Source organism: Paenibacillus agaridevorans (genome assembly GCF_003112455.1).
In the GTDB taxonomy this organism is placed as follows: Bacteria; Bacillota; Bacilli; order Paenibacillales; family Paenibacillaceae; genus Pristimantibacillus; species Pristimantibacillus agaridevorans.
Genome location: NZ_BDQX01000281.1, coordinates 155278 through 180089, shown reverse-complemented (window position 1 = coordinate 180089; position 24812 = coordinate 155278). Strand labels below are relative to the sequence as shown.

At 51.9% G+C, this 24812-nt stretch carries 20 protein-coding genes; 8 read left to right on the top strand and 12 right to left on the bottom strand.

Annotated elements, in window-relative coordinates; all coding sequences use genetic code 11:
• Positions 1 to 51: 51 nt before the first annotated feature.
• The 5 genes from PAT3040_RS22965 to PAT3040_RS22945 form a co-directional block, all read right to left on the bottom strand.
• Complete coding sequence (locus PAT3040_RS22965; RefSeq protein ID WP_108994534.1) at positions 52 to 738, bottom strand: nitroreductase family protein; 687 nt, start codon at positions 736 to 738, stop codon at positions 52 to 54.
• Between the two features lie 175 nt (positions 739 to 913).
• The gene (locus PAT3040_RS22960; protein WP_181376791.1) at positions 914 to 3112 is read right to left on the bottom strand and encodes a Tex family protein; all 2199 of its coding nucleotides are present in this window, start codon (positions 3110 to 3112) and stop codon (positions 914 to 916) included.
• A gap of 83 nt (positions 3113 to 3195) precedes the next feature.
• Positions 3196 to 3837 carry an MBL fold metallo-hydrolase gene (locus tag PAT3040_RS22955; protein ID WP_087570503.1) on the bottom strand — a complete coding sequence of 214 codons (642 nt, stop codon included), beginning with the start codon at positions 3835 to 3837 and terminating at the stop codon, positions 3196 to 3198.
• A 4-nt stretch (positions 3838 to 3841) separates the two neighbouring features.
• Positions 3842 to 4408: a thioredoxin family protein gene (locus PAT3040_RS22950; protein ID WP_087570502.1), complete on the bottom strand. Its 567-nt coding sequence runs from the start codon at positions 4406 to 4408 to the stop codon at positions 3842 to 3844.
• 206 nt (positions 4409 to 4614) lie between these two features.
• Positions 4615 to 5223, bottom strand: a complete 609-nt coding sequence (locus PAT3040_RS22945) for a DedA family protein (protein WP_087570501.1) — start codon at positions 5221 to 5223, stop codon at positions 4615 to 4617.
• A gap of 230 nt (positions 5224 to 5453) precedes the next feature.
• On the opposite strand from PAT3040_RS22945, the gene PAT3040_RS22940 reads away from it, so the two are divergent.
• Positions 5454 to 5765 (top strand): dehydrogenase, encoded by a 312-nt coding sequence (locus PAT3040_RS22940; protein ID WP_087570500.1) that lies wholly within the window; start codon positions 5454 to 5456, stop codon positions 5763 to 5765.
• A gap of 52 nt (positions 5766 to 5817) precedes the next feature.
• On the opposite strand, the gene PAT3040_RS22935 is transcribed toward PAT3040_RS22940, so the two are convergent.
• From PAT3040_RS22935 to cls, 3 genes are all read right to left on the bottom strand, one after another.
• Complete coding sequence (locus tag PAT3040_RS22935; RefSeq protein WP_087570499.1) at positions 5818 to 6000, bottom strand: H-type small acid-soluble spore protein; 183 nt, start codon at positions 5998 to 6000, stop codon at positions 5818 to 5820.
• A gap of 3 nt (positions 6001 to 6003) precedes the next feature.
• On the bottom strand, positions 6004 to 6201 hold the full coding sequence (locus PAT3040_RS22930) for a hypothetical protein (protein ID WP_087570498.1): 198 nt from the start codon (positions 6199 to 6201) through the stop codon (positions 6004 to 6006).
• A gap of 103 nt (positions 6202 to 6304) precedes the next feature.
• Positions 6305 to 7702, bottom strand: a complete 1398-nt coding sequence (gene cls / locus PAT3040_RS22925) for a cardiolipin synthase (RefSeq protein ID WP_108994532.1) — start codon at positions 7700 to 7702, stop codon at positions 6305 to 6307.
• 190 nt (positions 7703 to 7892) lie between these two features.
• Here cls and PAT3040_RS22920 point away from each other — a divergent pair, with 190 nt between their 5' ends.
• The 4 genes from PAT3040_RS22920 (at position 7893) to PAT3040_RS22905 (ending at position 13331) form a co-directional block, all read left to right on the top strand.
• The gene (locus PAT3040_RS22920; RefSeq protein ID WP_108994531.1) at positions 7893 to 9374 is read left to right on the top strand and encodes an O-antigen ligase family protein; all 1482 of its coding nucleotides are present in this window, start codon (positions 7893 to 7895) and stop codon (positions 9372 to 9374) included.
• A 101-nt stretch (positions 9375 to 9475) separates the two neighbouring features.
• Positions 9476 to 11590, top strand: a complete 2115-nt coding sequence (locus PAT3040_RS22915; protein WP_108994530.1) for an S-layer homology domain-containing protein — start codon at positions 9476 to 9478, stop codon at positions 11588 to 11590.
• A gap of 155 nt (positions 11591 to 11745) precedes the next feature.
• Entirely contained in the window at positions 11746 to 12819 is a 1074-nt protein-coding gene (locus PAT3040_RS22910; RefSeq protein WP_181376781.1) for a M23 family metallopeptidase, read from the top strand.
• 59 nt (positions 12820 to 12878) lie between these two features.
• Entirely contained in the window at positions 12879 to 13331 is a 453-nt protein-coding gene (locus PAT3040_RS22905; RefSeq protein WP_108994528.1) for a bactofilin family protein, read from the top strand.
• Positions 13332 to 13425: 94 nt separating this feature from the next.
• Here the strand turns inward: PAT3040_RS22905 and PAT3040_RS22900 are convergent, their stop codons facing one another.
• From PAT3040_RS22900 to gltB, 3 genes are all read right to left on the bottom strand, one after another.
• Complete coding sequence (locus PAT3040_RS22900) at positions 13426 to 14229, bottom strand: ABC transporter permease (RefSeq protein ID WP_087570494.1); 804 nt, start codon at positions 14227 to 14229, stop codon at positions 13426 to 13428.
• A complete protein-coding gene (locus PAT3040_RS22895; protein WP_108994527.1) occupies positions 14222 to 15157 on the bottom strand; it encodes an ABC transporter ATP-binding protein in 936 nt (311 codons plus the stop codon). Before PAT3040_RS22895 ends, PAT3040_RS22900 begins: the two co-directional genes overlap by 8 nt.
• 167 nt (positions 15158 to 15324) lie before the next feature.
• Positions 15325 to 19929, bottom strand: coding sequence for a glutamate synthase large subunit (gltB, locus tag PAT3040_RS22890; RefSeq protein ID WP_108994526.1), 4605 nt, complete (start codon positions 19927 to 19929; stop codon positions 15325 to 15327).
• Positions 19930 to 20279: 350 nt separating this feature from the next.
• Between gltB and PAT3040_RS22885 the strand changes: the two genes are divergently transcribed.
• Positions 20280 to 21611 carry an SGNH/GDSL hydrolase family protein gene (locus PAT3040_RS22885; RefSeq protein ID WP_146200521.1) on the top strand — a complete coding sequence of 444 codons (1332 nt, stop codon included), beginning with the start codon at positions 20280 to 20282 and terminating at the stop codon, positions 21609 to 21611.
• Positions 21612 to 21701: 90 nt separating this feature from the next.
• Here the strand turns inward: PAT3040_RS22885 and kapB are convergent, their stop codons facing one another.
• Positions 21702 to 22097, bottom strand: a complete 396-nt coding sequence (gene kapB, locus PAT3040_RS22880) for a kinase-associated lipoprotein KapB (RefSeq protein ID WP_258235115.1) — start codon at positions 22095 to 22097, stop codon at positions 21702 to 21704.
• A 122-nt stretch (positions 22098 to 22219) separates the two neighbouring features.
• Between kapB and PAT3040_RS22875 the strand changes: the two genes are divergently transcribed.
• The gene (locus tag PAT3040_RS22875) at positions 22220 to 23335 is read left to right on the top strand and encodes an MGDG synthase family glycosyltransferase (protein ID WP_087570490.1); all 1116 of its coding nucleotides are present in this window, start codon (positions 22220 to 22222) and stop codon (positions 23333 to 23335) included.
• A 71-nt stretch (positions 23336 to 23406) separates the two neighbouring features.
• Positions 23407 to 24812: NAD-dependent malic enzyme (locus PAT3040_RS22870; protein WP_108994524.1), on the top strand; the 1406-nt coding region annotated here is incomplete at its 3' end.

The window sequence follows — 24812 nt, the reverse complement described above, 5'->3', positions numbered from 1 at the left end:
CTCCCTTATTGGGCGGCCGGGTTTATTCGTCGTGGAGCAGTTAAAAAGAGATTAGTCCATCTTGCCGCCGTTAAAGTACACGATGTTCTCGATCGGCAGACGCGTGGACTGGTGGCCCGGCGACGCCGCTTTGCCGATCGGAAGCATCAGCGTCGGCAGGTAACGATCCGATATGCCGAGCAGTTCCTTTACGCCGTCGCGGTTGTAGCCGCCCATCGGCACCGTGTCGTAGCCTTTGGCGCGCGCTGTCAGCATAAGCTGCATGGCAACAAGCCCCGTATCGAACGCGACCAACTCGCGCAGACGGTCGGCAGGCAGCGACGAATACATCTTTGTATAGTTCGCGACCATATTTGTTTTCACTTCTTCCGACATATAACCTGCCTTAACGGAAGCTCCATAGATGTCTTCGGCCAGCGTGTACATCTCCAGATCGGCCATGACAATGATAACGGCCGAAGCTTCGGCAACCTGGCTTTGGTTAAACGCGATCGGAACCAGCTTAGCTTTCAGCTCTTCGTCCGTGATGACCATGAACCGCCAAGGCTGCATGTTCGCCGAGGACGGCGCTTTCGCCGCGATCGTCAGCATCTCCAGCAGCTCCTCGTCTGCAATGCGAACGCTGTTGTCATATTTGCGCACGGAGCGGCGCTCCCCTACCACCTGGAAAAACGGAATATTATTATGTCCTGTTATCGACGTCTGGACTTTTACTTGAGAATCGATCAATTGAGCCATGTTTTGTCCTCCTCGTTATTGTAACTGTAATCACATAATGTACAGTATAAATACCAGACGAACAATTGTCAATCAACTAACTTTTGGTTACTTGATTATTTATTATGAGCTGATGAGATTCAAAGAAAATGGCGGTGCCTGGGAGTTGCTCCCTGCACCGCCACAACGCGGAAGGTTAATCCGGCTTTCTCATCGTCAGGCTGACTCTGCCCTTTTTGAGGTCGACACTCAGCACCCACACCGTAACGGTATCGCCTACCGAGACGACATCCATTGGATGTTTTACGAATTTGTTGCTGAGTTGCGAAATATGGACGAGTCCATCGTTCTTGATGCCAATGTCCACAAATGCGCCGAAATCGATAACGTTGCGGACCGTGCCCTGCAGCTCCATACCCGCGCTCAAGTCCTCGATTTGCAGCACATCCGTATGGAAGATCGGCGGCGGCAGCTCCTCGCGGGGATCGCGACCGGGCCGCAGAAGGCTCTCCACGATGTCTCTCAGCGTCGGAGCGCCTACGCCGAGCTTAACAGCCAGCGAAGCAGCGTCGACGTTCTGAAGGGCATTTCTGACCTCTTCGCTGCCAATGAGCTTCAAGTCCAGTCCAAGCTCGGCGAACAGCCCGTCCACGACGGCATACGACTCCGGATGGATCGGGGTCTGATCCAGCGGATTAGACGCGTCAGGGATGCGCAAAAAGCCGATGCACTGCTCGTAGGACTTCGCCCCAAGCCGCGGCACCTTTTGAAGCTGCGTCCGCTTCGAGAAACGGCCGATCTCTTCGCGGTACTTCACGATATTTTTGGCGATGGTGCCATTGACGCCGGCTACGTACGACAGCAGCGACGCAGACGCCGTATTGACATCGACGCCGACATGGTTAACCGCCGATTCTACGACGCCGCCAAGCGATTCGTCGAGCCGCTTCTGGCTGACGTCGTGCTGGTATTGCCCAACGCCGATCGCCTTGGGCTCGATCTTTACCAGCTCCGCTAGCGGATCCTGCAGTCTGCGCGCAATGGATACGGCGCTGCGTTCCGCGACGTCCAAAGAAGGGAACTCTTCGGCTGCCAGCTTGGATGCCGAGTAGACGCTCGCCCCCGCCTCGCTCACGATAATGTAGCGCAGATCAGGTCCGCCCCCCCCGCCCTTCCGTTTGCCGATCAACGAGGCGATGAACTGTTCCGTCTCGCGCGAAGCCGTACCATTGCCGATGACAATAAGCTCCACCTTATATTTATCGATGAGTCCGTTAATCAGCTTCTCCGCTTCCGCTACCTTGTTGTTCGGCGGCGTCGGATACGACACCGCTACCTCCAGCAGTTTGCCGGTATCGTCGACAACGGCAAGTTTGCAGCCCGTACGGAACGCCGGATCCACTCCGAGAACGATATGGCCGCGAACTGGCGGCTGAAGCAGCAGATTTCTCAAATTCGCGGAGAAGATCGTAATGGCGTGTTCCTCCGCCGTTTCCGTCAATTCGCCGCGGACTTCGCGTTCGATCGACGGTGCAATAAGACGCTTGTAGGCGTCCTCGATCACGCTATTGAGAACCGCCGATATTGCGGGAGCCGTGCCGCCGCGCAGCAGCTTGCGCTTCATCTGCTCATGTATGCGGTCCACCGGCGTATCCAGCGATATACGAAGCACTTCCTCCCGCTCGCCGCGATTAATGGCAAGCACCCGATGCGGAGGCAGCTTTTTGACCGGCTCTTGATAGTCGTAATACATCTCGTAAACGGACTCCTCATCGGCCTTCTTTACCTCGGATCGAAGAAGCGATTGATCGAACGTAAACTTGCGGATCCAGGAACGGATCCAGGCATCGTCGGCTATATTTTCCGCAACGATGTCCATCGCTCCTTGCAGCGCCTCTTCGGGCGTCGATACGCCTTTGTCCGCGTTCACGTACCGCACAGCTTCCGTAAGCGGATCTCCTTGCCGCGGCTGCGACCACAGCCAATCCGCCAGAGGCTCCAGTCCGCGTTCCTTCGCGACGCTGGCTCTGGTCTTGCGCTTCTGCCTGTAAGGTCGGTATAAGTCCTCCACTTCCTGCAGCTTCGCAGCCGCCTCGATAGACGACTTAAGCGCGCCCGTGAGCTTCCCTTGTTCGTCGATGAGACGAATAACTTCACGCTTGCGCTCCTCCAGATTCCGCATGTACTGCAGCTTCTCTTCTATCGTTCGCAGCTCGTTCTCGTCCAGCTCGCCCGTCATCTCTTTCCTGTAACGCGCGATAAACGGAATCGTGTTGCCTTCGTCCAGAAGACTTACCGCCGCTTTCACCTTGCTGACCGGCAAAGCAGCCGCCGCGGATATCGCTGCTATAATTCTCCCGTTCTCTGCTTCCTTTTGCTCGTCCGTAAGCTTGATTTTTGCTCCAGCTTCTTCTACATCCACTCCTGATGTACCATTCGACCATTCTGCCACTATCGCACGCACCGTCCTTGTTATCGTTACCCTGTATAAGGATTATTCGCCTTCTCGAACCCGATCGTCGTACGCCCGCCATGCCCTGGATAAACAATGACTTCCGGATTAAGCTTGTACAGCTTCGTCCGTATGGAATCGTACAGATCGGCCTCACGCCCGCCGGGCAGGTCCGTACGGCCAACCGACAGCTTAAACAGCACATCTCCGGAGAACAGATGGTTTCCACATAAGAAGCTTACGCTGCCTGGCGAATGACCCGGCGTATGCATCACTTGAAACTTGTGGCCGATCATCGCTAACGTCTGTCCTTCATCCAGCGCAAATTCGGCCGGATCCGTCGATAATGGCGGCGTAACGTCCTGCCAACGCATCGATCCGTTCTTGCGCGGGTCCGTCAACCAGTCTGCTTCGAGATCATGGATGTAAACCGGACATCCGGCGGCTTTGCGAACCTCATCAACCCCGCCCATATGATCGAAGTGGGCATGCGTCAGCAGAATCGCTTCGATGTTCGTATTTGCAATGCGATCAAGCAGCCGCTTGGGATTCATGCCGGGATCGACAATGATGCCTCTTTCCTGCTCGCCCTCGGTTACCGTTATCAAATAACAATTCGTCTGGATGGGTCCAAGCGAAAACGTCTCGACTTTAAACTCGGTTCCCATCGCTCTAGAAGCTCTCCAGAAGCTCGCGAAGCTCCTTGATGACTTCCGCCTGGTAGCCAGGCCCATCACCGTAACGTTTCATGATTTCCGCTCTTGCAATCGCCAGATTGTCCTGGTAGTCGGCAGCTTCCCGATCCGTGTTGTCGCGTTTAAACGCCACCATCGGCTCCTGAATTCGAGTTGGCCTTGGACCCCATTGCCCAAGTACGGCGCCGCCAGTGTCCGCAAAGATCACGATAGGAATGGAGCGCCCGCCCATAGTCAGGAATTGATCCATCGTATCCAGATTTTCTTCCATGATGAGCACCTCGGTCGGGATGCCCGTTACTTCCAGCGCGCCGAATACGGCCGGCACGTTGCGAACAACATCCCCGCACCAGTCGGCCATCAGAATGAGACAACGCAGATCGTCGCGGTTGTTCATGGATTCGAACAGCTCCCGGTCCTCGTCGGAGGGCCAGCTGAACTGCTCCATCCAGCCAATAAACGTCTCCTTGTTTTTGGTCATCCCATCCACGAATTGCTGTGGGCTAATCCCCTTGCCTAGCTTGTCTGCCACACTTTTACTCATATGTAATCCGCTCCTTCATTTAGAGGTTGTTCAAAAAATCCGCTTTTGATCACGAAGTATGCCAAGAAGCGTACTCGACATCGAATATGGAACGCAAGCGAAACTTCCGGTGCTCACGTAGCTTCCACTACGCTCCGCTCCTCAGTTTCTACTTTCATTCTATATTCTCGGTGCTGAAAACCGAACTTTTTGAACTCATACTATTACTAAAATTTCCTGGCCCTGCGAATGTAAAGGAAGAGAACAACAAGCACCGCCAGCGCAATAATCGCATACACGATATAGGAATATACGTCCATAAATTCTACGATTTCATGCCAGTTTCCTCCAACCGCCGTACCGACAGAGACAAGAATCGTGTTCCAGATCAACGTGCCGACCGTCGTAAAGAACAGAAATGGAACCAGTTTCATACCAGACATGCCGGCCGGCAATGAGATCAGGCTTCGAATAAGAGGCACCATCCTGCACAGCAGCACGGCCCAATAGCCATACTTGTCGAACCAGGCATCGGCTTTGCGCACATCTTCTTTCTTTACGCGCAGCACGCGTCCCCAGCGGTCGATAATTCGCTCCAGCCGTTCAACGCCAAGCAGCCTTCCGATTAAATACAAAATAATGGCCCCGATCAGCGAACCCAGCGTCGCAAAGAGGATGACGCCTATTGGCGTTAGATTCGTGTACGTCGTCATAAATCCGCCAAAGGTCAAAATGATTTCCGACGGAATCGGCGGGAACAGGTTCTCGACCGCTATCATGAGCAATATGCCCATATACCCGTATTGCTCCATAAAATCGGTTATCCAGCTTTCCATCTTCACCCTCCACTTCGAATATCGCGGTTCCTCCTCTTCTAACCGGGAAGCCGCCTCTGTTATTCTATCATATCGCAAGAGAAGCCTTCCACTCTAACCCTATCCTATGGTCCTGTCCATTCGGATATGTTCGGTTAAAAAGGGAGGAATACGGGCAGGGCGGTCCGCGTCATAGCGGTGACCACTGGACGAATGCCCGCATATTTTGGAGGGAGAGGAGTCGGTTCCATATGAAACCCCACGAGCAAAAGCACGCAGCCGGCTTGCCGTCCGCGCGCAAAATTCGCAGGTCATGCAGCAATGAGCTGTACCGCACGGCAAAGCGATTGAAGTTATACGTGTCCAAGGAGAAGATGGAAAAAGCCGAGATGCTGTACTTTCGTCAAGTGGCGCAGAACCTGCTTTGGATCGTCGATCATAAAAACAATCGCAAGGCTCAAGCGGACTGGTGGGCGAATAATGTCAGCGAGGAAATAGCGGCACTATGGGAAGTCGATCGCGAAAAGCTGTGCGAAGCATTCCGCGAAGCGTACGGGGGATAAACAGGCAGCCCGCCGCGGAGCTCGTTGCTCCGCAGCGGGCTTCTCCCCGGCTTTACCTGCTTTCCTGCAGTCGATCAACCGACACGGTCACTGTATTAACCGGATTATTGCCAACGGTTACCGTCGCCATCCCGTTTGCTTCATCCACGTTCTCGATCCAAACGGAGTCGCCTTCCAGCTTTACGCCAATCGTATCCTTCGATTGGTATATTTGTTTCGCGCGCGTCGCATCCACGTTTTAATTAACCCCTTCCCATTCCGATGTCATCGTATCGGTCGTCGATTCGTCAATTTTGCCGTTGTGAATCGTTACGTTTCCGCCGCCAAGGCCTTCATTTACCATCCGGTCAATGTCCATATCGTAGACCTCGCGTCCTTCATTATTCGGCTCGACCGCTCCGCCATCGATACCTGATATTTGCTTGTCCTCATCCATCGCAGCTTCCTCCTTAACATGGTGACATGGTGGCGAGACGCCTTGACAGAAATATGCCCGAACGGCACGAAATTCATACCGCGGCAACAATCATACTCACTACTCACAGAAGCGGCGACAACAGATGCAGCAGCGATTCCGCCGTTTTCTGTTTGGCTGGCCGACGCGAGAACTCTTCAGCATCCACAGCCACGCTGTCATTTAGATCGTTCATAAAATCTTTCGTCAATCGACCTACGGGATCCGCCCCTTCGATTAAAGCCAGCAGCTCGTAATTGCTGTACAAGCTGCGCATATCCAGATTCGCTGAGCCGATGGACGCGAGCCGCCCGTCAATAATCAAAACTTTGGCATGAATAAAGCCTTTGCCGTATCTGTACACCCGAACACCGGCATCAAGCATGTCCTGGACGTGCGAGAGCGTAGCCAGCAATACGAGCTTGGAATCGCTGATTCCGGGAATAATCATTTTGACGTCTACTCCGCTTCTAGCGGCGATTCTCAAGCTTGCTGCAATGGACGGATCCGGAATGAAATAGGGCGTAACCGCGTAAATCGTTTCCTTTGCTTCCGACATCGCCGCAAACAGAGCTTCCGAAATAACGGCATCGTGAATACCGGGCTTGCCAGGCACCAATACGATCCTGTCATTCCATTCGGCCTCCGGAGCAGGAACTTCATCCCTTGACGTGCTTCCTGCATCCACCCTTATGTTTTCTCCCGTCGCCCTTAACCAATTCTCTTGAAATATGGTCTGCAATTGACGGACGCATTCTCCCTCAAGCTTGAGATGCGTGTCTCGCCAAAACCCAAGCCGGGGATCCAAACCCAAATATTCATCGCCGATATTAATGCCGCCCATAAAGCCGACGGAATTGTCGATAACTACGATTTTGCGGTGATTGCGAAAATTCAACCGTTTCTTCAGCAAAAACTCGCGGGGCGGAGAGAAACAAGCCGACTGTGCGCCGGAACTATGGAGTTTCTGCAGAAAATGTTCAGAGAGATGCAGACTCCCGATTCCGTCATACAACAACTTCACATCAACGCCTTCTCGTGCCTTGCTCGTTAAAGCTTCCAGAAATCTGTTGCCGATCCCGTCGCACCTGACCGTGTAATAATCCAGATGGATGGAGCTGCGGGCATGTTTTATAGCATGCAATATGCTTTCGAACGTTTTTGGTCCATTGGTAAGGACCGTTGCCCGATTTCGTTCAGTGGCTTGGAGTGGAAGCTGGTTACTGATAAAAAATTGAAGCCTGCGGTATTTGATATCATGCTCAGAGTGCATACTGACTTTAATCTCATGACCTGCGCCCGCTTTCTCCGGCCTTCGCCCCATTAACCAATACACCGCCAGCCCCAAATACGGACAAACCATAACGACGAATATCCAAGCCGCCATATGAGACTGCCTTCGATGTTCTAGACACACGATAATTCCAATCTGGGTGCTGTAAGCTAACAAAGCGGCGATTATGATCCATAACCAACTTAACATCTGATCATTTTGCCCCCATTCGCTTATATTGTTCCATCAAAAGGAGCCGTAATATTCGGAGTTCAAATATAAGAACCACTAATTCTTTCTCAAAGCTTGAATGATTAAGCATCCTCTGCCGCAGGCCTTATGATTCTGTTAGAATTAAGTACAAAGCTAATATGCTGCCGTAAAAGGAGATTAGTACGTTATGTTTAAGCGAGTTCCTCTATTTATATTGCACCTGTTTTTTGTCATCGGTATCATATGTAGCGGTTATTTCAGCGATTTCAGTCTCATTCTCGCGAACATTTTATTACTGTCAGGGCTGGTACTTGCGATTGGGATACGACAGAAACTTTATTTATCCCCAATCCACATCCCCATCACTCTATTCGTCATGAGTTATTGGATAAGCTGTTTTTACGCGGTCGATCAAGAGAGCGCGATAATTGAAGCTATTAGAATTACAAGCATACTGCCTCTTTCGCTTCTTCTTGCCATGTTATCTATTAAGGAAAAATGGAATGTCCTCCAATTTGGGCCTTGGACAAGCGCTTCAATGACTGTTATCGGAATCCTTTTTAATCTTTATCGGAATGATCGGTTGGAATCGACGATTCAATACGCCAATTCTTTTGCCATCATCCTGCTGATCAGCATATTGGTAAGTTTGTATCATTATTCAAGCACGAAGTCGAACGTCTCTCTCTCGCTAGTATGTATTAATTCGATCGGCCTGTTGCTTACATACTCTAGATCTGTATGGGTCATTTGGTTACTCGGTGTCGTCACTTTAATAATCATCATTCCGAATTTACGTAATTTGAAATCCATATTGTACATTGTTTTATCTCATTTTTTTGCCCTTGTTTCCGCTATCGTTATCCAAAAAGATATTTTATTTTTTATGAATCGATTAACGAGCATTCACTCATCCGCTCCAGAATTCCAAATTCGATTCGTTTATTGGAAAGATTCCATTGGTATTTTATCGAAATATTGGCTTGGCGGGACAGGCGGGGGTGGATGGGCTGTTTTGCAACACCAGTTCCAGTCCCAGCAATATTTCGTTAAGTTTATACATAATCACTATTTGCAAGTAATAATTGATGTCGGATTGATTGGTGGATTAATGGCGTTGTTATTAATCGGAATGTTCTATTTCCGTTCGTTTTTGTCACTTTCAAATAGTCAAGAGTCGATAACAGATATCAGAGCCCTGTTGTTATTTAGCAGCGTCCTGCTCGTACATGCTGCGTTTGACTTTGATTTGACCTATCCGATTATTATGGCATTTTTCATATGCATTATATTTTCGTTGAATTGGAGCATAAAGGAAATACCTTTAACTTCTCTTTATTCCAAATGCATTACGCTATTTCCGGCAGTTGCTTTGTTCTGCATACTCATTTGGATTGGCACAGGGTATTCAGAGCGAAATGCAGGTGCCAAACTATCAATTGAAGGCCAGTTCTCAGCCGCGGAAGTCCGATTACAACGAGCATCTGAATTTATTCCATGGTCCAGTACGATTTATTACGAGCTGGCCAAAAACCAAGTACGATGGGGGAATGAATCCAAGGATGCGGAAAAATACAATAATGCGAAGACTTTTTTAGATATTGCTTTATCAAAAACACCTGAGCAACAGACTTATAGACGACTGTACGAACAAATGAACAGGCATTAAAGCCCTGAACATGCTTCTATTGTCCTATAAATTTTCATAGTAAATTCACATAACTTTTGTTAACATATGAATGTTCCATACCATACATTAGGAGGATAAACATGTCTAGGAAATTTAGTCGTAAAATGAGCATCTCGATTGCCTTAATCATGTTGCTCAATATGCTGGTACCTGTTTTTAGTTTTGCAGCTACCAGCATGTGGTTTGATTACCGTAATGGGAAAATTAGTGGAGGGATATACACTGCTGATCCCGACTCAGTAACCGTGCAAGCTAAAGATGCCGTTGGCGAATACCATCAATTCACAAGCGGTGTAGTTGGCTCGTATTTTCAATACGACGATGATAATAAAACATACTATTACCTGCATTTTTCAGAGACCATGGACTTCGAACCAGTTGATATTAAATTTACGGAAGGCAGCGATTCGGAGCTTGTTCTTACTAAAGATGAATATGGTTACTATCAAGGTGTAGATGATTCATCCGTATCATTAGACGTTTATCGAATGACAGGGACGCATGAATTTATCAATAAACTCGGGGGATCTTATTTGTCTAAAGGAGATACAATCCTTAGTTTTACACCTGAGACCACTCTTACACCTGATATGATTGGTCACCAATACATTTCAATCAAATTGCCTTATCAATACTTAACAGGTATTTATTCTAAATACGAACCAAGCAACACAAGTGCTTCTGATTTTCAGCTAGTAACAGAAACTGGTAGCGTATCGGCGGAAGAATTATTGCCTCTTCATAATTTTTATGACGATCCCAACTCTGAGTTTAATCGTTTTGCTCTTAAATTCCCTGAACCAATTCAAAAAGGTGTTACATACAAATTAGTTTTATCACCATCAAGCGAAGGCAATGAAATTAAGCTAGCTAGCGCCGGATCCGGTTACCTCGCAGAAGTTCGATACGGGGAGTATTTAACCCACACAACTGCGGACGAAACATTCTATTATTTTTCAGCACAGAATGTTTCCAAATTTCATAATATTACTTTAAAGAACAATGATCCTATTCCGGGGCCGAACCTTGATCCAATAGCTCCTCCGCCAATTGTTCCGACCCCACCTGTAGTTGAGATCGGAACCCAACCAATCAATGCTGAAGAGTTTGACAACGCGCAGAATGGCAAAATATCAGTTCAACTGGAAGACGGGACAAAAAAACTGCAACTTCCCGCCAATACATCATCACTGTTAGGAGATAACGAACTTGTAGTTTATGGCGATGGATTCGCGATCACCTTATCGGCTTCCGAGCTGGAAACTCTCTTGTATGAATTATCCGAAGAACAGCTCAAAGACGCTAATATTGAGATAACAATCGAATCTGCGTCGACGTTCGAGAAGAACCGACAAATAAAATCCGCTGTTCTTCCTGCGAATACAAAAGTAAGTACAGCTGGTTCCGCTGTACATTTCAATTTCAACATCAAAACATCAGATGACCAAACCTTGTCTCTGCATGACCTTAACACACCGCTCAGGCTTGCATTAGAGGTTTCAGAGAACGCCAACACCGATCTGGTTGGAGTCTACCTCCTGAACGAGGACGGCGAATTAGAATACTTAGGCAGCGACCTGAACGAGAACGGAGAACTGGTCGTAGATGTATCTAAAACAGGAAAATTACTGGTGCTGGCGTATGATAAAACGTTTGAAGACGTAAAAAAAGAACTATGGGCTCATGACATGATTAAAAAGGTTTCCGCTCTGCATCTCTTCCAAGGAGATGAAAATGGCAATTTCAATCCTTCTGGCAACTTGTCCAGAGCTGAATTTTCAGCCGTATTGAGCAGACTACTTAAGTTGGAAACAAAATCAATCGATTCACCCGCAAGCTTCGAGGATGTGCAAACAAACGATTGGTATTCCGGTTATGTTCAAGCAGTCAAGAACGCAGGTCTGTTGAATGGCGATGCTGAAGGTAATTTTAATCCGAATCAAGACATTACCCGCGAACAAATGGCCGTTGTATTGGGCAGATTGCTTGAGCTAGGCGGATTCAAGAACTCTGAACGCGAGCAGGCCCTTGCCTTCTCAGACAATGAGCAAATTTCGGAATGGGCTGCACATTATATACAATTGGCCGTACAAGCTGGATTGATCAACGGCAAGGACAACGGAAAATTCGATCCTAATGCACTACTGACACGAGCAGAGGCTGCCAAGATTTTCGCATTACTTCATAAATTATAATCGTATTGTACTAACTTCTGGGGAGCCTAATAGGCTCCCTTTTTTGTGTTTTCAATCCCCCCGGTAAATTTTCCAAGCATGTTTTATATCTTCCGGGAATAAATAGTCATAGAACGTTCTGCAAAATGATTACGACGGCCGGAAGGAGTAAACCAGTGACAAGAACGCGGAAGCCAGCATGGTCTTTTGTTGTGATGCGCGGCCCGGACAAGACGGTAAGACAGTTCAAGGTATCCAAACGATCAGTCGTAGCAGCGCCAATGGCCGCAGCCCTTGCCGTGGCAGGTACGGTCGCGGGCTTGCAGTTGAAGGCGGCGTACGAGCTGAGACAATTGGAGTCCGAGCTATCTGACCAGTCTGCCGCATTCACTCAAACGATTGCCGGAATGGATGCCGTCATCGCCGGGAAGGATGAAGCGATCGTCACCTTGCAGCAAGAGATTTTGAAATTGTCGCGACAAACAGAAGATATGAAAATAAAGATGCAAGAGCTGGGCGAGCTCGAAGAGAAGCTGAAGCTTTTCATGGAGAAATACGGCGGCTCTGTGCCGAACACAGCTTCTCCTACAGCCACTGGCAGCAGTAAAACAAGCGCGTCGGGGAAGGATGCCGCCTCATTCCTCCCTTCGTTTTCCGCTTATTCTTCACTTTCAGACAAAGTTGCGCGATCGCCCATCAGATATCCCGTCATAGGAAATTTAGACGGAATCGTTCACCTTGCCAAGAACACCTCCATCGACCTCAAAGCTCTAAGCCGCATGGTCGACGCCATGGAAGAGTCCATGGCGCATACTTTGAAGCAGGCTCAGAATAGACGCATGACAGTAGATGCCTATCCATCTTCCTGGCCCACCCGTTCCAAGCAATTGACGTCCGGCTTCGGATACCGCCGCGATCCGTTTACCGGCCATGCGACTTTCCATGCCGGGATCGACATTGACGGCAAATCCGGCGATACCGTCTTTAGCGCGGCGGAAGGGACCGTATCGGAGACGGGATACGACTCGCAATACGGCAACTACATTATCATCGATCATCTGGGTCATCTCCAGACCGCTTATATGCATCTTCTGGCCATTGACGCGCGTGAGGGCGATACAGTCGTGCGAGGGGAGAAAATCGGACAGCTTGGCTCAAGCGGCAGAAGTACGGGGCCTCACCTGCATTTTCAGATTATGCAGCGAAGCGAGCCAGTGAACCCGCTCAAGTACCTAGCCTCCCGTACGTAACCGTGAGCAGCGGATTCAGGCAGCTTCCATCAATGACGAATGCCGAGGAGGTAATACTTATGTTTAAGGAGAACAAGCGTGTCGTCGCTACGGATACGTTAATCGGACAAGGAACGATCGTCGAAGGCAAGTTGATCAGCGAAGCCAATCTCAGAATCGAGGGCGAATATCGTGGCGATATCGAATGCAAGGGCGATATCATCATCGGGGAGTGCGGAATCGTTCGCTCCAATATTGAAGCTAGAGATATTACGCTTGCGGGAAAGCTCTACGGCGATATCGTGACCAAAGGCCGCCTGATCATTACGGGCACCGGCCAACTGAGCGGAAGCGTTGCGGCACATGCGTTAATTATTCAGGAGGGCGGCCAACTGAGCGGACAGTGCCGAATGGAGCATCCAGCCGAATCCAAACCACGCTCGGGCGCGTCAGAATCCTCCGAAACAGCCAATGCCAAAAAAGATGAGCCCAAAAACAGCGAATCGCACGCCAAGTCCCGCCAAGCGGGCTAATTCATAGCGGGATACTAAAAGCCGTCTCTCGACGGGTTCGATGAAGCGAACTCGTTGAGGACGGCTTTTTTATTGGTTCCCGGATTAATGTTTCTTACGCGGCCACGTCCCGCTTGTTAAACACGTACCAGGTCAACGCGATAAAAATGATATAGTACACGGCTAGTACCGCAAGGGAGAATCCTAACGTCATCCCTTCCCTCATAGAGAAATCACCCAAATATTGCGTAAGATTCAAGTGGATAAAGAGGATGTAGTCGACCCACTTATAGTCCAGCAGCGCCAACAATTGCATAAAGTTATTGACGACGAGCAGAAGGAACAATGCCATGCCGATGGCAAGACCGCTGCTGCGGAATATGGTCGACAACATAAAGGACAACGTCACCGTCACGATCGAAGTAATTAACGTTAGTCCGTAATACTTCAGCAAGTACACGAATGGCGAGTCATCGCTTCCCATCGGCAGAATGCCTCCACCGGCATTCGCCGAATCGTTGCCAATACCGAACATGACCCAATTGACAAGCAATGTGCTGCCGAATAACACGATAGCAAGCGTGACCGCGAACAACATGACCGCTATGTATTTCGATAACAATATTTTGGAGCGCGACCATGGCCTGATAAGCAGAAGTTTGATGGTGCCGGATGTAAATTCCTCGGCCACTGCTCCCGCTGCAACTACAACCGTAAAGATCGTGACCAGGAAGAACAGAATGGAGGACTCCATGAACGCGACTTCCCACATCGATGTTGACGACCGCTCGCCGAAGGCCAACCACAGGGCGGATATAATGATCGTTAAGCCGATCAGGATGCCGAACATAACGTAGGTTCGTACGCGCAAATAAATTTTCATGTTTTCATTGCGAATCAATCCGCCGAAATCACCCAATTTTTTCGCCTCCAGTCACTTCCAAGAATTGATCCTCGAGCGACTTCACGTCCTCTCGAATGCCGTAGACCCGAATACCCGCTTGAACCAATGCGGCGTTAGCGGTAGCAATGCCGTCCCTGTCTCCATAGATGATGACGAAACCGGAATCCGCTTCTTGAGCCTTCTCCGCCAATTCGGCACTCTGTCCCGCTGTCTGAAGCGCCTGAACGGCTTCAGCCGGCCGGTCTACCTGGAACAATACGCGGCGCGCGCTAAGCGCTTGCTCCCCATCCTGAAGCGAACGTACATCGATCAGCCTGCCGTTTTGAATAATGGCGACCCGGTCGCACATGAGCTCCATCTCGGACAGCAAGTGACTCGATACAAACACGGCGATGCCTTCATCCTTGGCTAGCTTGCGCAAATAATCGCGAAGCTCTCTTATGCCGGCAGGATCAAGACCGTTCGTCGGTTCATCCAATATTAGCAGCTTAGGCCTGTGCAGCATCGCTTGCGCAACGCCCAAACGCTGCCGCATGCCAAGCGAATACGTCTTCACCTTGTCGTGAATGCGAGCTTCGAGGCCAACCAGCGCCACTACTTCCCTGACCCGGTGCTCCGTTACGCCCGGCATCATCCTGGCATAATGGACCAGGTTCTGATACCCCGTCAAATATTTGTACATCTCCGGGTTTTCTACGATCGCTCCTACATGTTTAATGGCTCCCTCGAATTCCTTCTCGATGCTTTTGCCGTCGATCAGAATTTCGCCAGACGTAAGCGACATTAGCCCCACCATCATGCGGATCGTTGTTGTTTTACCTGCGCCGTTCGGCCCCAGGAAGCCGAATACTTCGCCGCGCGGCAGGTCCAGCGTCAAGTTGTCGATAATCGTACGTGTTCCAATGCGCTTCGTTACGCCCCGCATCTGGACAATGGTTTCCATCACCGTTATTCGTCCTCCTCTTCATCGCAATCTTGTTTCAATAGTTAGCTTGTTCCAACCATTCCAGTATATACGAAGCAGAAAACGTTTGGTAGCGCCCCCCTTTATCCAAGCGTGTACAAAAAAAACTCGCGGTCAGGTAAATACCCGCCGCGAGCTCCATTCTCTTATTTGCCGCCGGTACGAGCAAGCTCTCGTTTGTTCGCTTCGAAGGCTGCCATGAGAGCTTCTCCGCCTTGAAGACCGGAATCTTCGGCTTTTTGAATTTGCTGAAGCATACGTTTGTAGTCTTTCGGAATAACCTTAACGAACTTCTCGAGGGAAGCTTCCCAATCTCCCAGCACCTTCTCGCCGATAGCGCTGCTAGTGTAGCGTACATGGTTCTCGATCAAGCCGCGAAGCTCCGCGACATCCTGATTTTCCTCCACACGCTCCAGCAGCACCATCTCAACGTTGCAGTTGCTAAAAAATTCGCCTTTGTCGTCATACACGTAGGCTACGCCGCCAGACATGCCGGCGCCGAAGTTGCGGCCCGTGCCGCCCAAAATGACGACTCGACCGCCCGTCATATATTCGCAGCCGTGGTCGCCCACGCCTTCGACAACAACGTCAGCTCCGCTGTTCCGTACCGCGAAGCGTTCGCCTGCAATACCGCGGATATACGCTTGACCACCCGTCGAGCCATACAATGCGGTATTGCCCGTTACGACGTTATCTTCTGCCACAAATGTCGCTTTCGGCGATGGAGCCACAATGATCTTCCCTCCGGAGAGACCTTTGCCAAAGTAGTCGTTCGTGTCGCCTTCAACCGAAAGCGTAATGCCTTTCGGAACGAATGCGCCGAAGCTCTGTCCGGCCGTACCAACGAAGTGGTACCAGATCGTATCTTCCGGCAATCCCTTCGCTCCGTAACGCCTTGTGACCTCGGAGCCCAAAATCGTACCAACGACACGGTTCGTATTAAGAATCGGGAACGTGCCGCGTACAAGCTCGCCGTTCTCCAGCGCCGGCGCAGCGTTCGGAACGAGCTGCTGCATATCAAGCGACAGCTCGAGACCGTGGTTCTGTTCCTGAACATTGTAACGGAACGCCCCTTCCGGGATATCCGCTTCGTACAGGATGCCCGACAAGTCAAGGCCCTTCGCCTTGTAGTGTTCAAGCAGTTGCTTCGTCTCCAGGCGATCTACGCGGCCGACCATCTCCTGGATGGTGCGGAAGCCAAGCTCGGCCATGATCTCGCGCAGTTCCTCCGCGATGAAACGCAGATAATTGACGACATGGGACGGATCGCCCATGAACTTCGCGCGAAGCTCCGGATTTTGGGTCGCCACGCCCACAGGACAAGTATCCAGTTGGCAGACGCGCATCATGATGCAGCCCAATACGATAAGCGGAGCTGTGGAGAAGCCGTATTCCTCGGCGCCCAACAGCACGGCAATCGCAACGTCGCGCCCGTTCATCATCTTGCCGTCGGTCTCGATGACGACGCGGTCGCGCAGCTTGTTCAGCATAAGCGTCTGATGCGTCTCGGCGAGGCCGAGTTCCCACGGAAGACCCGCATGCCGGATGGAACCCATTGGCGAAGCGCCCGTGCCGCCATCATAACCGCTGACCATGATTACGTCCGCGCGGCCCTTGGCAACGCCTGCCGCAATCGTGCCAACTCCGACTTCGGATACGAGTTTGACGTTGATGCGGGCACGCGGATTCGCGTTCTTAAGGTCGTGGATCAGCTCGGCGAGATCCTCGATGGAGTAGATATCGTGATGCGGCGGTGGCGAGATGAGGCCTACGCCTGGCGTAGAGCCGCGAACCTCGGCTACCCAAGGATATACCTTAAGGCCGGGCAGCTGCCCGCCTTCGCCAGGCTTCGCGCCTTGCGCCATCTTGATCTGAATCTCGTCCGCGTTAACCAGATAGTTGCTCGTTACGCCGAAACGACCGGAAGCGACCTGCTTGATGGCGCTGCGACGGGAATCGCCGTTGGCGTCCTTTACGAAACGTGCGGGATCTTCGCCGCCTTCGCCCGTATTGGACTTGCCGCCCAGACGGTTCATCGCGATGGCGAGACTCTCGTGCGCTTCTTTGCTGATGGAACCGAACGACATCGCGCCCGTCTTGAACCGTTTAACGATGGACTCTACGGATTCGACTTCCTCAAGCGGCACGGGCTTGCCGTCCTTCCTGAATTCCAGAAGCGAACGAAGCGTCAGATGTTTTTTGTTCTCGCCTTGGACAAGCGCCGAGAACTTCTTGTAGAGCTTGTAGTCGTTCGCGCGGGATGCCATCTGCAGCGTGTGGATCGTCTGAGGCGTAAAGAGATGATCCTCGCCGTCCTTGCGCCATTGATAGTCGCCGCCGGAATCCAGTTCCTTCTCGGAGCCTTCCTGTTCCGCGAACGCGCGGTTATGATGTTTGAGCGTCTCTTCCGCGATGACATCGAGGCCGATGCCTCCGATGCGGGAAGGCGTCCAGGTGAAGTACTCGTTAATGACGTCCTCGCGCAGGCCAAGCGCTTCGAAGATCTGGGCGCCGCGGTACGACTGAATCGTCGAGATGCCCATCTTGGACAATACTTTAACAACGCCTTTGGTCGCGGCTTTAATGAAGTTCTTTACCGCTTTCTCATGCGATACGCTTCTCAGCATGCCTTGACGGATCATATCGTCCAGCGATTCGAACGCCAGATACGGGTTCACGACATTAACGCCGTAGCCCAGCAGCAGAGCGAAGTGATGCACTTCGCGAGGCTCGCCGGATTCCAGCAAAATCGCAACCTTCGTACGGGTGCCTTGGCGGATCAAGTGATGATGCAGCCCCGATACGGCAAGCAGCGCCGGGATAGCCGCATTCTCCTTGTCGACGCCGCGGTCGGACAAAATAAGGACATTATGGCCTTTGTCGATGACGCGATCCGCCGCTTCGCACAACGTATTCATCGCGGAACGAAGGCCCACTTCTCCCTCGCTGGCGGTAAAGAAGATCGGAAGAGTGATCGACTTGAAACCAGGGCGGCGCACATGGCGCAGCTTGGCGAATTGCTCGTTGGACAAAATCGGAGTGTCCAGCTTGATATGACGGCAGCTCTCCGGCTCCGGATTCAGCAGGTTGCGCTCCGGTCCGATCGTCGTGCTCGTCGAAGTGATGATCTCTTCGCGGATGGCGTCGATCGGCGGGTTCGTGACTTGTGCGAACAGCTGCTTGAAGTAGTTATACAGGCGCTGTGGACGTTCCGACAGTACAGCCAGCGGAGCGTCATAACCCATGGAAGCGATCGGCTCCTGGCCGCTGCCCGCCATCGGCTCCAGCACTTTGCGAATATCCTCGAACGTATAGCCGAATGCCTGTTGACGTTGCTGGACCGTATCATGGCTCGGCTCCGGAACCTCGGGCGCTTCCGGCAGATCGTCCAAGCCCACAAGATGCTCATCCAGCCATTCGCGATAGGGATGCTCAGCCACGATGGATGCCTTGACTTCTTCGTCGGAAATAATGCGGCCTTGCTCCGTGTCGACAAGCAGCATCCGGCCCGGGCGCAAGCGATCCTTGTAAAGGATATCCTCCGCCGGAATTTCGACGACTCCGGCTTCGGAGCCCAAAATGATATGGTCGTCCTTCGTTACGTAATAACGCGCAGGACGAAGACCGTTGCGGTCGAGTACGGCGCCGATTTGCGTGCCATCCGTGAAACCCATCGCCGCCGGCCCGTCCCAGGGCTCCATAAGCGTGCTGTGGTATTCGTAGAACGCCTTGCGGTCAGGGTCCATGCTGTCGTTGCCGGACCAAGGCTCCGGCACCATCATCATCGCGACATGCGGCAGCGAGCGGCCGGACAGATGCAGAAATTCCAGCGTATTGTCGAACATGGCCGTGTCGGATCCGTCCGGGTTGATGATTGGTTTGATCTTCTCCAGATCGTCGCCGAACAGCTCGCTCGCGAACAGCGTTTGGCGGGCATGCATCCAGTTGACGTTGCCGCGAAGCGTATTGATCTCGCCGTTGTGGATGAGGTAATGGAACGGATGCGCCCGCTCCCAGCTCGGAAATGTATTCGTACTAAAACGGGAATGCACTAAAGCCATGGCGGAAACAACCGATTCGTCATTTAATTCCATGTAGAACGAACGGACCTGCTCCGTTGTCAACATCCCTTTGTATACGATCTTCTTGGAAGAGAGGCTGGAGAAATAGAACATGTTGCCCCCGTCCTTGCCCGCATAACGGATCGCGAGCTCAGCCCGCTTACGGATCACGTAGAGCTTGCGCTCGAAAGCAAGCGTCTCGGAGAGAGAAGCATTTTTGCCGATGAACAGTTGACGGACAAACGGCTTGACGGCCAGCGCGGATTCGCCCAGCTTTTCGTCATTTGTAGGAACCGTGCGCCATCCGATCAACGTCTGGTCTTCCTCGGCGATAATGCCTTCCACTTCTCTCTCGATAGCGGCGCGTTCCGTCTCGTCATGCGGCATAAAGATCATGCCTACGGCATAGTCGCCTTCCGCTGGAAGGGCGACGCCCTGCTTCTCAAGCTCGGCGGAGAAGAATGCATGCGGGATTTGAAGCAGGATGCCCGCTCCGTCCCCCGTGTTCGGTTCGCTTCCCTGACCTCCGCGATGCTCCATGTTCTCGAGCAGATGCAGCGCCTGGCGAATGACCCTATGCGATTTGACCCCTTTGATGCTGGCTACGAAGCCCATTCCGCATGCGTCTTTCTCGAATTGCGGGTCATATAATCCTTGCTTAGGCGGCAATCCCAAAGTACTTTCTTTCATTGTAGTCTGCAACCTCTCTATCAGAAGATTTTTGGATAAGCGTATAATGGAGAGAAAAAACGCGGTTCGATCACTTATTAGCTTCATTTTTGGCTTGGATTATCATAGAATGGTAGGGGACGAGGCTCAACCGCCTGCTCCTTTCCATCCGGTTGCCATATACCGTTACTAAGCGATTATTCTATGATTTTAACATCAGGGCAAATGGGAAGCAATTTAATAATTCTATTAGTACAAAGAAGTTATCAGTTAGTGCAAGTTCAAAAAAAGTCAGGTTTTCAGACCTTTTGAACAAGCTCAGTCAGGACGGCTTTCGTCGAATTCCATTTTATCAAAAGGACGTGGACAGATTGTATAGTAAATTCAGGAACATGCTCAAAATGACCGCGCTTGGCGCGGCATCGGCAGCCTTGCTGGTGCAGGCGGGTTCGGCGTTCGCCGCTCCGGCATCGGCAGGAAGCGCAGCTTCGTACGACATCGTCGTGCTCGGGGATTCCATCGCCGCAGGATACCAGGCGGGCTTCACGGAGCAGTCCGTGCCTTACGGCTTTGCCGAGCATGTTTTCGAACAGGCGCTGTTTCAAGGCTTGCGGGCCGAGTATGTCAATTACGGCGTTTTGGGTCTGAGGACGGAGGGATTGGCCAATTGGCTGGAAGCCGCTATCGCGGGAGAGAAAGTAACGGAAGCGGATGTGCAGGCGGGTTTGAGCGACAAGGACCCTAGGGCCAAACAGATGTTAGCCGAAATGACTGACACGCTTGCCGGGGATATTCGGGATGCCGAGACGGTGCTGATCTCGATTGGCGGGAACGATTTTCTTGGTTTTGTTAACGAGCTTGGCTTAACGACGAACGTCGATGCGCTTTCGGCAGGAGACAAAACCGCGTTGCAGGACAAGCTGGATGCGCTCATCAATAATTACACGACACAACTGGATGACATCCTCGGCATGATCGGCGAGCTGCAGCCGAAAGCAGAGGTCGTTATCGCGAACCAATATTTGCCGCTCCCCGTTCTTAAGCTGCCGAATGGAGAAACGACTTACCCCAAGGTGGCAAAGTCCGCAGCTTTGTTCCTGAAGGACGGACAATCCAATCTGAACGCGCGGTTAGGCGAGGTGGTCAAAGCTCACGGGAACAAGGGGCTTTCCATTAAAATAAGCGATGCCGCGGCAGTGATCGAAAAAAGCATTCTTACACTGACGTCAATTAGCGATGGCGACATCCATCCCAAAGCGGCTGGTTATGCCGCGCTCGGCAAGGCTTATTCCGAGCAGCTGTGGGGCGAATACAAGACGGTGCTCCCTCGCGCTGCCGGCGTCCCGATATCGGTCGTCGTAAACGGCGAGGAAATCGTCTCGAAATACGCTCCGGTTATCCAAAAAGGACGGACCTATCTTGCGGTCCGCGACATTACGGACGCCATGGGCGCCGAGCTCAAGTGGGACGCCGCTACAGCGACCGCAACCGTATCGCTGGACGGACGCACAGTCGATATTACGGTCGGCGCCGCGACAATCCGCGTAAACGGGGAAACCGTTCCGCTAAATGCCGAGCCCGCCTATCTGCAGCAATTCCCGGGCGAGAAGAAAACGTATCTCCCGCTCGCCGCGCTGTCCGAAGGACTCGGCTTCCAGGTCGAATACCGCCACGAACAGAAAATCGCATTTATTAATAAATAAATTAATCTTTATCGAGGCCACCCGGTGACGAGTGACCTCCAGCTTTGCAAAGCAAAGCCGCTTCGGAAGAAGCGGACCATTGAACATCCATTAAAGCTTGTAATCCTTTTCGAGCTGCCGGATCGATTCCAGCGCCTTGGCCGTCCAGCGATTAAGACGGTCAAGGCTTTGGATCGACTGCGCTACCGCCGCTTTCAACGATTCGGTATAATCCGGCACTTCGCCGGAGAACGGCTCGAGATCGCGAAGCAGCACCTTTGTTTTCTCCGTGTAACTTAGAGCGCGGCGCTCGTGAAACATGGCGACGTCGGGATTATACGGCTGGTGCAGATCTCCCTGATCGGGATGCTCCAATACCGCCAGTACCTTAACCAGCGCTCGCGGACCGTCCAGCTCTAACAGCTCGGCCGCGTAACGCCCGGATCTAACCTCCGCCTTTACGATATCTCCAATCCGATATTCCTTTGCTTCTTTGTTCATCATCATGTTCTCCCCACTCCTTTCACCTTGTATGGTAAAATAACTTGTATTTTTAAACAAGCTTCATATACATGCTTGTATTAACCTGACACCAGAAGTAATATGGAAATAGAAAAGTGGGTGAGGATATGCGCAAGAAGAGAGTGCTTCTGCTTTCGGAAGGCTTTGGGTCAGGCCATACGCAAGCAGCATACGCGCTCGCTGTTGGGCTAAAACAGCTATGCCCTAGCATCTCCGCCAGGGTAATCGAATTAGGGAAATTTTTAAATCCCGTCATAGGGCCATGGATCGTTTCCGCCTATCGCAAGACGGTAAGCAGCCAGCCCAAGATGGTTGGTCTCATGTATCGCAGCAATTACAAGAAGCCGACGAACCGCTTCGCTCAGCTTGCTCTGCATCGCATGTTTTATACGCAGACCTCGCAAGTTATCGCACAGTTGAAGCCCGACTTGATTATATGCACCCATCCCGTGCCGAACACTGTCGTAGCTAGACTTAAGCGCTTAGGGCTCGACATGCCACTATATACGCTCATTACGGATTACGATGCCCACGGCTCCTGGGTCAACCGGGAAGTGAACCAGTACCTCGTATCCACTTCCCAAGTGAAGCAAAGGTTGATCGAGAAAGGGGTCGAGCCGGAGCGTGTCAACGTAACGGGAATACCGGTGCACCCGAGCTTTTGGAAGCAGCATGACCGAGCGGAGGTCAGACGCGAATTCGACCTGCGCGACATGCCGACCGTACTGATCATGGGCGGAGGCTGGGGAATTCTCTACGAGGACAACGCCCTCTCCTATATGACCAAGTGGCGCGAAACGACACAGCTTATTTTCTGCGTCGGCTCCAACGAGAAGATGAAGGAGAAAATGCTTGCGGACCCTATGTTCCAGCATCCCAACATCCGGATTACGGGCTTCACGCGCGAAGTGAGCAAGCTGATGGACGCAGCCGATCTGCTGGTCACCAAGCCGGGAGGCATGACATGCACCGAAGGAATGAGCAAGGCGCTGCCGATGCTGTTCTACGAGCCGATCCCGGGACAGGAAGAGGAAAACTGCGAATATTTCATTAATAACGGATTCGGCGAAATGCTGGACTCCAACGATACCGTCGACAGATGGTTCAAGCTGATCCACGACCGCGAGCAATCCAGCCGCTTCCGCAAGCTTCTGATCGAGAAGCGCGATGAACAATACGATGCTATAAAATGTCCAAATGCCGTTCTGCAACAGATGCAGTAACGGCATTATTTTTCCATAAGCAAGGGCAGATTAAGATGCAAGAGACCAATTCGACGAGGAGTTGATGGAACATGCATACGCCAATGACTGACGGGAAAACCATTATACTAAGACTGGAAATCGATACGGACGTCGCGCAGTTCGGCAAAGCCGCTACCGCTATCGAGCAAGTCAACGGCGACATCGTCGCAATCGACGTCATACATACCGACAGGAACAAAAGCGTGCGCGACCTCACGGTAAAAATAACGGAGCAAGGCGCATCCGAACGGCTGACGGAGGCTCTTCAGCATGTAAAAGGAGTACGCCTGCTCCATGTCTCCGACCGTACGTTCCTGCTTCATCTGGGCGGCAAAATAACGATACAGCCCAAGACGCCGATTCAGAACCGCGACGATCTGTCCCGCGTCTATACGCCGGATGTTGCCCGCGTATGCGAAGCGATCCGGCAGGAGCCTGCCAAGGCGCATACGCTAACGATAAAGCGCAATACGGTAGCCGTCGTCTCCGACGGGAGCGCCGTTCTGGGGCTGGGCAATATCGGTCCCTACGCGGCGATGCCGGTCATGGAAGGCAAGGCGATGCTGTTCAAGCAGTTCGCCGATGTGGATGCCTTTCCCATCTGCCTTGACACGCAGGATACGGAAGCTGTCATCGCCGCGGTCAAGGCGCTTGCCCCTGCTTTTGGCGGCATTAATCTGGAGGATATCTCCGCTCCGCGCTGCTTTGAGATTGAACAGAGGCTGCGCGATGAGCTGGATATTCCGGTCTTTCACGACGATCAGCACGGCACCGCCGTTGTCTTGTACGCGGGACTGCTGAATGCGCTCAAGCTGACAGGCCGCTCGTTGTCCGAGGCGAGGATCGTTGTCTGCGGCATCGGCGCGGCGGGCACCGCCTGCACAAAGATGCTGCTGGCCGGCGGCGCCCGTCATGTCGTCGGGGTTGACCGGGCTGGCATTTTGAATGCGGACGAGCAATATGACAACGCGACATGGCAATGGTACGCGGAAAACACGAATGCCGAACGCTGCAAAGGCGGGCTGGCAGAAGCGCTTGCGGGAGCGGATGTGTTTATCGGCGTCTCCGCAGGCAAGCTTTTGAGCAGGGAGCATATTTTGAGCATGGCGCCGGAGCCTATCGTCTTTGCTATGGCCAATCCGGAGCCCGAGATCAGACCGGAGCTAGTCGAAGATATCGTTGGCGTATTCGCGACGGGCAGATCGGATTATCCAAACCAGATCAACAACGTGCTTTGCTTTCCCGGCATCTTCCGCGGAGCGCTGGACAGCCGCTCGACGGTCATCAACGAAGAGATGAAGCTCGCTGCAGCGGAAGCGATTGCCTCCGTAATAGGCGAGGACGAGCTTAACCGGCTATATATCATTCCGAGCGTATTCAACAACAAGGTCGTCGAAGAGGTTCGCCGCCGGGTAAGCGCAGCGGCCCGGAAGAGCGGCGTCTCGCGACGCAATCT

What these genes read in the sequence shown, in the direction of transcription:
- PAT3040_RS22965 (WP_108994534.1), bottom strand. Translation starts at nt 738, where the DNA reads ATGGCTCAATTGATCGATTCTCAAGTAAAAGTCCAGACGTCGATAACA.
- PAT3040_RS22955 (WP_087570503.1), bottom strand. Translation starts at nt 3,837, where the DNA reads ATGGGAACCGAGTTTAAAGTCGAGACGTTTTCGCTTGGACCCATCCAG.
- PAT3040_RS22950 (WP_087570502.1), bottom strand. Translation starts at nt 4,408, where the DNA reads ATGAGTAAAAGTGTGGCAGACAAGCTAGGCAAGGGGATTAGCCCACAG.
- PAT3040_RS22945 (WP_087570501.1), bottom strand. Translation starts at nt 5,223, where the DNA reads ATGGAAAGCTGGATAACCGATTTTATGGAGCAATACGGGTATATGGGC.
- PAT3040_RS22940 (WP_087570500.1), top strand. Translation starts at nt 5,454, where the DNA reads ATGAAACCCCACGAGCAAAAGCACGCAGCCGGCTTGCCGTCCGCGCGC.
- PAT3040_RS22930 (WP_087570498.1), bottom strand. Translation starts at nt 6,201, where the DNA reads ATGGATGAGGACAAGCAAATATCAGGTATCGATGGCGGAGCGGTCGAG.
- cls (WP_108994532.1), bottom strand. Translation starts at nt 7,702, where the DNA reads ATGTTAAGTTGGTTATGGATCATAATCGCCGCTTTGTTAGCTTACAGC.
- PAT3040_RS22920 (WP_108994531.1), top strand. Translation starts at nt 7,893, where the DNA reads ATGTTTAAGCGAGTTCCTCTATTTATATTGCACCTGTTTTTTGTCATC.
- PAT3040_RS22915 (WP_108994530.1), top strand. Translation starts at nt 9,476, where the DNA reads ATGTCTAGGAAATTTAGTCGTAAAATGAGCATCTCGATTGCCTTAATC.
- PAT3040_RS22905 (WP_108994528.1), top strand. Translation starts at nt 12,879, where the DNA reads ATGTTTAAGGAGAACAAGCGTGTCGTCGCTACGGATACGTTAATCGGA.
- PAT3040_RS22895 (WP_108994527.1), bottom strand. Translation starts at nt 15,157, where the DNA reads ATGGAAACCATTGTCCAGATGCGGGGCGTAACGAAGCGCATTGGAACA.
- gltB (WP_108994526.1), bottom strand. Translation starts at nt 19,929, where the DNA reads ATGAAAGAAAGTACTTTGGGATTGCCGCCTAAGCAAGGATTATATGAC.
- kapB (WP_258235115.1), bottom strand. Translation starts at nt 22,097, where the DNA reads ATGATGATGAACAAAGAAGCAAAGGAATATCGGATTGGAGATATCGTA.
- PAT3040_RS22875 (WP_087570490.1), top strand. Translation starts at nt 22,220, where the DNA reads ATGCGCAAGAAGAGAGTGCTTCTGCTTTCGGAAGGCTTTGGGTCAGGC.